Below are 6,779 nucleotides of genomic sequence, written 5' to 3'. Positions count from 1 at the left end.
TTCCACAGTTTCGAGGTAATCCAAAGCTCCGAGCGCTCACAAACGCCCTCTGAGATTGCTCTTGCGATTCCTTTGCCTACTTCAATCTCGTTGCCGTAGTCGCACGCGCTATCAAGATGTCGGTAACCCAACTTGATGGCTTGGTAAACGACATCGGCACAGACGTCATTCGAAATTTTCCAAAGCCCCAAGCCTATGCGTGGTTTTTCATTTATCGTCATGTTTGTTTACCGTCGTTGCTTTTGTTGACTGACCCCGAAAATCTTATATAAGATACAAGAATTGTCAAATAGTTTGTACACACAGAGAATAACAGTATGACGCAAGCCCCCACCCTGCTAAACACCCTTTCACCGCGCTGGAACGATATACACGGGGTGAGAATGATAAGTAACGTGGTATCGATCGATACAAGGCATGTTGGCGTTGCTACCGATGCTGGCGAGATCACCATATCGCTGTTTGACATAGGTGCTCGCCTGCAATTTGGTGTTCGTGAATTTGGGGAGTATGGCATCCTCAAACACACACCCGAGGCAGCGCCACTGACCGTCAAAAAACACGGGGACCGCACACTCATTTGCGGTGCGGGTCATACCCTAGTGCTCATGCACGAACCCTTTGCCTTTCAGTTACTCAAAGGCGATCGGGTCGTGCAACAAACACCGACCGACGGCCATTTTGTCCGCAAACATCGCCTACCCCCGTTTGCTAAAACGCCAGAGGGCTGGTTCATCTCACTGGAGCTTGGCTCAAGCGAACCGGTGTATGGCCTAGGAGAAAAATGGGGAAGGCTCGATAAACGAGGCCAACTGGTGCGCTCGTTTAACCACGATGCACTGGGAGTCAACGCCGAAATTTCCTACAAAAACACGCCGTTCGCCTGGAGCCCAAACGGTTGGGGTTGCTTTGTGCACACGCCATCACCGGTGACGCACGGTGTCGGGTTCCCCCACTGGTCTCAACGCGCCTACGGTGTACTGGTAGAAGACACTCATGCCGATGTCTTTCTGCTATCTGGCGACACGGGCTCTGCTTTAATTAGCGACTACACCCATTTAACGGGTCGAGCACCGCTACCCCCGGAATGGAGTCTGGGCCTGATTCTTTCAAAGGCTTACTACAAAGATGCCGACGAACTGCTTGAAACGGCCCGGGCCGTTCGGAAGAATAAGATGCCCTGCGACACGATTACATTAGACGGCAGAGCCTGGCAGGACACTGATACAAGGTTTGCATTTGAGTGGGACCCAACACGCTACCCAGACCCCTCTGTGGTTATCGATGAGCTTAAGGCACTCAAATTCAAAGTGTGTGTCTGGGAATACCCGCTCGTTTCGGTCAAAAACCCCTTGTTCCAAGAGATGTCGGACAAAGGCTGGCTCATTAAAAATACCCATACCGGCGAGACCTATCGATACCAGTGGGATACCAGCCCATTCGGGAAGGTGTTAACGCCGTTGCCCGAATCCGGCATCGTAGATTTTACCCACCCCGACGCATATGCCTTCTGGCGGGATTGTCACAAACCGCTGTTCGATTTGGGTATCGACATGATCAAAGCGGACTTTGGTGAGCAAATCGAGCCCGACATGATGGCCTACAATGGCGATAGTGGCGCGACCTTGCACAATGTATACAGCCTGCTCTATAACCGCTGTGTTTACGAGGCCGCCGAGCGGTATTGTGAATCGGGCGCCTTTTTGTTTACACGCGCCTCTTGGACGGGCTCTCAGTGCTATCCCGCTCAATGGGGGGGCGACCCTCAAGCCGACTGGGGCGGGCTATCAGGTAGCCTGCGCGGCGGGCTCGCGGCGGGCTTGTCGGGCTTTCCCTTTTATGCGACCGATATCGGTGGCTTTTATGCCGACCAACGCGACGCCGAACTCTATGTTCGCTGGGCTCAAGCCGCCGTATTCTCGGCCCACATACGGCTTCACGGAATCGGCCCCCGTGAACCGTGGTCTTACGGGCCCGAGGCCGAGCAAGCCGTTAATAAAGCGCTGGCTTTACGATATCAACTGCTGCCTTATTTGCACCAAGTCATGACAACGTCGACCGAGACTGGCTTGCCCGCTCAACGCGCAATGGTTCTTGCTTGCCCAGCAGAGCGTGCAGCCTGGGCGTTTGATGACCAGTTCATGTTGGGCGACGACATGCTGGTAGCGCCCTGCCTTACTCCTGGTGGCACACTCGAGTGTTATCTACCTTCCTCTATCGCCAGCGAATGGGTGCAGTTCCCCAGTGGCAAACGCTTCACCGGCGGGCGATCGCACCGTCTGACAGTGCCGCTCGACGAAATCGCCGTTTTTGTACCCTTACACAGAAGTATACCGCTCGGCCCCGCTATCGAGTGCACAGAAGAGCTCCCGAATGGTATAACGACAGAATCTTACTGGCGGGCCGAATAGGCCACTTACTCTCTCTAACGATAATTAAACAAAGTGACGGAGCGGTAATCATGGATTTTGAGTACATTTTATGGACCCTCGTTTCGTGCACATTTTTTATGGGTCTGGTCGCTTGGATTTCCTATCAAAAGACCAAAGGTGCCGTTGATACAAAAGACGGCTACTTTCTTGCGGGACGCGGGCTCACTGGCGTATTCATCGCCGGATCCATGGTGTTAACCAATCTATCGGCCGAACAAATGATTGGCCTGAACGGTTCCGCTTACGGTTTTAATATGAGCAGTATGGCCTGGGAGGTCACCGCTGGCGTCGCCACGATTGTGATGGCCTTGGTATTTCTACCCAAATACTTGTCTGGCGCCTTTTCCACGCTTCCCGAATTCTTGAGTAACCGCTTCGACGAAGGCGTGAGGCGCATGACCGTCGTTCTTTTTATGGTGGGATACGGTTTGATCACCATACCTTCCATACTCTATTCGGGTTCTATTGCGGTACTTCAGCTGTTCGATGTGCCGGCTCTGCTCAATCTGAATTACAGTAGCTCCCTGGTAGTCACCATTATCGCCGTTGGGCTTATCGGCTCGATTTACGCCGTATTCGGTGGCTTAAAAGCGGTCGCGGTGTCTGACACCATCAACGGCATAGGGCTGCTTATTATCGGGATTGTCGTACCCCTATTTGGTTTCGCTGCGCTTGGAGATGGCAGTGTGTCCGACGGGATTGCGCACGTGCTGAACAATCACACCGAAAAATTAAACGCGATCGGCTCACCTACGGACCCTACCCCCTTTGGTACCTTATTCACAGGCATGCTGTTCGCCAACCTCTTTTATTGGGGTACCAATCAGTATGTGATTCAGCGGACTCTCGGCGCTCAGAATCTAGCAGAAGGACAGAAGGGCGTGCTGCTGTCAGGGTACTTCAAACTGCTCGTGCCGTTCATGATGATGCTCCCCGGTGTGATTGCGTTTCACCTCTACGGCGGCGAGCTGCAATCGATCGATCTCGCTTTTCCGACGCTCGTGAAAGATGTCTTACCCGTTTACATGTCAGGCTTTTTCCTCGCGGTGTTACTCGGCGCGGTCTTTAGCTCGTTTAACTCGCTGCTCAACAGCGCGGCAACGCTATTTGTGCTGGACGTTTACAGCCCCGCTCTCAAGCGCCCCGCTACCGATCAGCACCTCATCAAAGTCGCAAAAATCGCCAGTGTCGTTATTGCTGTATTCTCGTTCATTGTATCGCCACTTTTGCAGTATGCGCCTGAGGGCTTATTTCAGATCATTCGTATTTTTACCGGCTTTTACAACATTCCGATTATCGCGATTGTCATAGTCGGCTTGTTCACTAAGCGTGTTCCCCCCATCGCCGCCAAGCTGGTGATTATTCTGCACATCATCGTTTACGCGTTACTGAAATTCGTGATCGATGTGGATATTAACTTCATTCACATCTATGGCATTCTATTTGTAGCTGAGGTGGGCTTGATGTTACTCATCGGTCATTACGCGCCATTAGCTAGCCCCTGGCATTACCACCCGCACAGTAAAGTTGATATGACCCCCTGGGCCTACGCCATACCGGCGGCCATTACGCTGTTTGCAGGTATCATACTGATTTATATCACTTTCTCTCCTTTAGGCTTGGTCGATGGCGGAAGTCCGTTGTACCTGCCTCTGGTTGCCACCGTCGTTGTCGCAGCTGCACTTTTGTGCCGCCTTAGCCTGCGGCGATGGAGTCAAGCGTATCGCAAGGCCCTACATTGGAACGAAGACGGCTAACTCAACATATTCCAAAAAATAATAAAAAATAAATTAATATTCATTTTTTGTATTACCAACACGCCAAATAAGTCTTGTATAAGACAAGAGACATAAGATAGCCTTTTGCCCAGTAGTAAAGCGTAGTCGACTACATACCGACATAAATAAAATTAACCGGAGATCGAATGATGGACTTAATGCGACCTACTAGCCGCACACTCACCTATTTGGCTATTGCAGCTCTTGGCGCCGCCGCTCAGACGCCTGCACTGGCCCAAGAAAAATCCTCTCGCGCCCTTGAAGAAGTGGTGGTAACCGCTCAGAAACGCGAAGAAAAGCTCAGTGATGTCCCCGTTGCGGTCACCGCAATAAATGCAGACCAGATTGATGCGGCTTTTGCTAATAACCTTGAAGGTCTTCAGACCATGGCGCCTTCGGTGAGCTTCCGCAAAGGGAACACCACGCGTAACTCTGCACTCACCATTCGCGGTATCGGTACTATTTCGTTCAGCGTTGCCGCCGAACCCAGCGTATCGACTGTCGTCGATAACGTTGTACTGGGCCGCTCGGGTCAGGCCTTTGCTGACCTTTACGACTTGCAGCGTATCGAAGTCTTACGTGGCCCACAGGGCACGCTTTTTGGTAAGAACGCGTCCGCTGGTGTGGTTAACATGACCACCAAACGCCCAGGTGAAGAGTTCGGTGGCTACGTTGAAGCCCAGCTATATCAAGACAACGAATTTATTTTGAAAGCAAACGTGAACGGCCCGCTGAGTGAGTCAGTTCGTGGCAGCCTGACCGTACTCGACAAGCAATTCGATGGCTATTTAACCAACGTATTCAACGGCGAGAAAACCAACGGCTACGATCGCCAGGGCCTGCGCGCCATGCTCGACTTTGATGTCGCTGACGACATGTCGATCCTGATGATTGCAGAGAGCTACGATGCAGAAGACGACTGCTGCGCCGACGTAGAAATGCTGCCAAGTGGCCGTCACCCTAACTCCACTGCTTTGCCTAACAGCAATGGCGTAGTAAATGGCGTGCCCGACATCGATCTGGATCAGCGTTTAGTTGACCACGATCTGACGACGCGTACCTCAGACAGCCACTCGGCCTTCTCGGTTCAAGTCGATAAGGGTCTGGGGGACTTTAACTTAACGTCAATCACCGCCTACCGCACTTGGGATAACACCGAGATTCGTGAGGGTGACTTTACCTCAACCGCAGGTGATCAGCCTGTGCCTGTGAACTTCAGTACCGTTCCTTTTCAGCTTCACGATGTGGGCCCTCAGGAATGGCGTCAGATTTCTCAGGAACTGCGCATTGCCTCACCGACGGGCCAGACTCATGAATACCAAGTGGGCGCCTTCTGGTGGAACTTGCAGTCAGAACGTAACTTCACGCGCGATGCCAGCTGCCAGAACAACGGCGGTCAGTTAGACCAAGCCATGACTTGGTATGCGAATGAAAACTTAACCGGTGCTGCACTGGATACCGCTTTGGCGGACATCGGCGCCTATACCGCGAGCTTGGGTGTCACTTGTAATGCCAACGACATTGTGTCTGCGACTGCTTACATGACCACAGAGTTTGATAACTTTGCCGTTTTTGGCGACGGTAAGTTTAATGTGAGCGACACCATGCGTATTCTTTACGGTCTACGCTACACCAGCGACGACGTATCTTACACCCATCGCCGCCGAAGCAACGATGAGTACGGCCGTCGAGCTGTAGGCGTTCGCCCCGCGACCGAAAACACCAACTTCGCCGGCAGTACAGATGAAACCAATGTATCTGGTAAATTAGGGGTGCAGTGGGACATCAGCGAAGACTCCATGATGTACGTGACGGCCTCGCAAGGTTACAAAGGGCCGGGTTACAACGTTTACTACAACATGGCAGCCAACGGGAACGATTCACGCCCCATTTCAGAAGAGACCTCCGAGTCTTATGAAATCGGTTATAAGTTCACCTCAGGTTCCTTGATGTTCAACGCGGCTCTGTTCCAAATGGATATCTCCGATTTCCAGGCGAACAACGCTGATTGCTCAGACGGCACCTGTATCACGCGTTTAACCAACGCCGGTGAAGTGAGCACCTCGGGTATTGAAATCGACTTCACGTGGCGTCCTATTGATGCCCTGACCTTGATCGGCGGTTTGTCTTCTATTACTGCGGAAATCGACAAATTCAACTGCCCAATCGGTGCTGTTAATTGCTCCACTCGCTCCGGCTTACCTGTGCCTTTCGCACCTGAACTCAAGTACTCACTTATGGCGGAATACTTAATTCCAATGAACACAATGGACGTTATCTTGAACGGTTCGTTTGTGCACATGGATGAGCAGATCGCGGGTTTACCCAATAACGCGGGTGTATTAGACCCAGCCGCTTACATGCCCGAGTACGACATGGTCAACGCCAGCATCAGCTTTTCGTTCGATAATGATCGCTACCGCTTGTCGTTGATTGGTAAAAACTTAACCGATGAACGTTATGTGACAACTTACAGCGGTGACGGCTTCCGCTACCAAGTACCACGTGATGCAGAGCGCTACTTTGGTTTAGCCATCAAGGCATCCTTCTAAGAGCGGACCAATGGGGG

Annotated in this window: 3 protein-coding genes and 1 pseudogene; 3 read left to right on the top strand and 1 reads right to left on the bottom strand. The window is 52.0% G+C overall.

Translation table 11 applies throughout. From position 1 onward, the window contains the following. A pseudogene (locus ACTF5Z_RS10700) lies at positions 1–221 on the bottom strand (aldo/keto reductase); the annotation flags it as partial. A 162-nt stretch (positions 222–383) separates the two neighbouring features. Between ACTF5Z_RS10700 and ACTF5Z_RS10695 the strand changes: the two are divergent. The 3 genes from ACTF5Z_RS10695 (at position 384) to ACTF5Z_RS10685 (ending at position 6,762) form a co-directional block, all read left to right on the top strand. Further along, complete coding sequence (locus tag ACTF5Z_RS10695) at positions 384–2,411, top strand: glycoside hydrolase family 31 protein (RefSeq protein ID WP_438985620.1); 2,028 nt, start codon at positions 384–386, stop codon at positions 2,409–2,411. Between the two features lie 50 nt (positions 2,412–2,461). Next, complete coding sequence (locus ACTF5Z_RS10690) at positions 2,462–4,189, top strand: solute:sodium symporter family transporter (protein ID WP_438985619.1); 1,728 nt, start codon at positions 2,462–2,464, stop codon at positions 4,187–4,189. 167 nt (positions 4,190–4,356) lie between these two features. Next, the gene (locus tag ACTF5Z_RS10685) at positions 4,357–6,762 is read left to right on the top strand and encodes a TonB-dependent receptor (protein ID WP_438985618.1); all 2,406 of its coding nucleotides are present in this window, start codon (positions 4,357–4,359) and stop codon (positions 6,760–6,762) included. Positions 6,763–6,779 lie beyond the last annotated feature (17 nt).

Origin of the sequence: Aequoribacter sp., from assembly GCF_965659035.1 — a bacterium.
Classification (GTDB): Bacteria; Pseudomonadota; Gammaproteobacteria; order Pseudomonadales; family Halieaceae; genus Aequoribacter.
The sequence above is the reverse complement of the archived record's forward strand: the minus strand, read 5'-3'. Positions and strand labels throughout refer to the sequence as shown.

What these genes read in the sequence shown, in the direction of transcription:
- ACTF5Z_RS10685 (WP_438985618.1), top strand. Translation starts at nt 4,357, where the DNA reads ATGATGGACTTAATGCGACCTACTAGCCGCACACTCACCTATTTGGCT.
- ACTF5Z_RS10695 (WP_438985620.1), top strand. Translation starts at nt 384, where the DNA reads ATGATAAGTAACGTGGTATCGATCGATACAAGGCATGTTGGCGTTGCT.
- ACTF5Z_RS10690 (WP_438985619.1), top strand. Translation starts at nt 2,462, where the DNA reads ATGGATTTTGAGTACATTTTATGGACCCTCGTTTCGTGCACATTTTTT.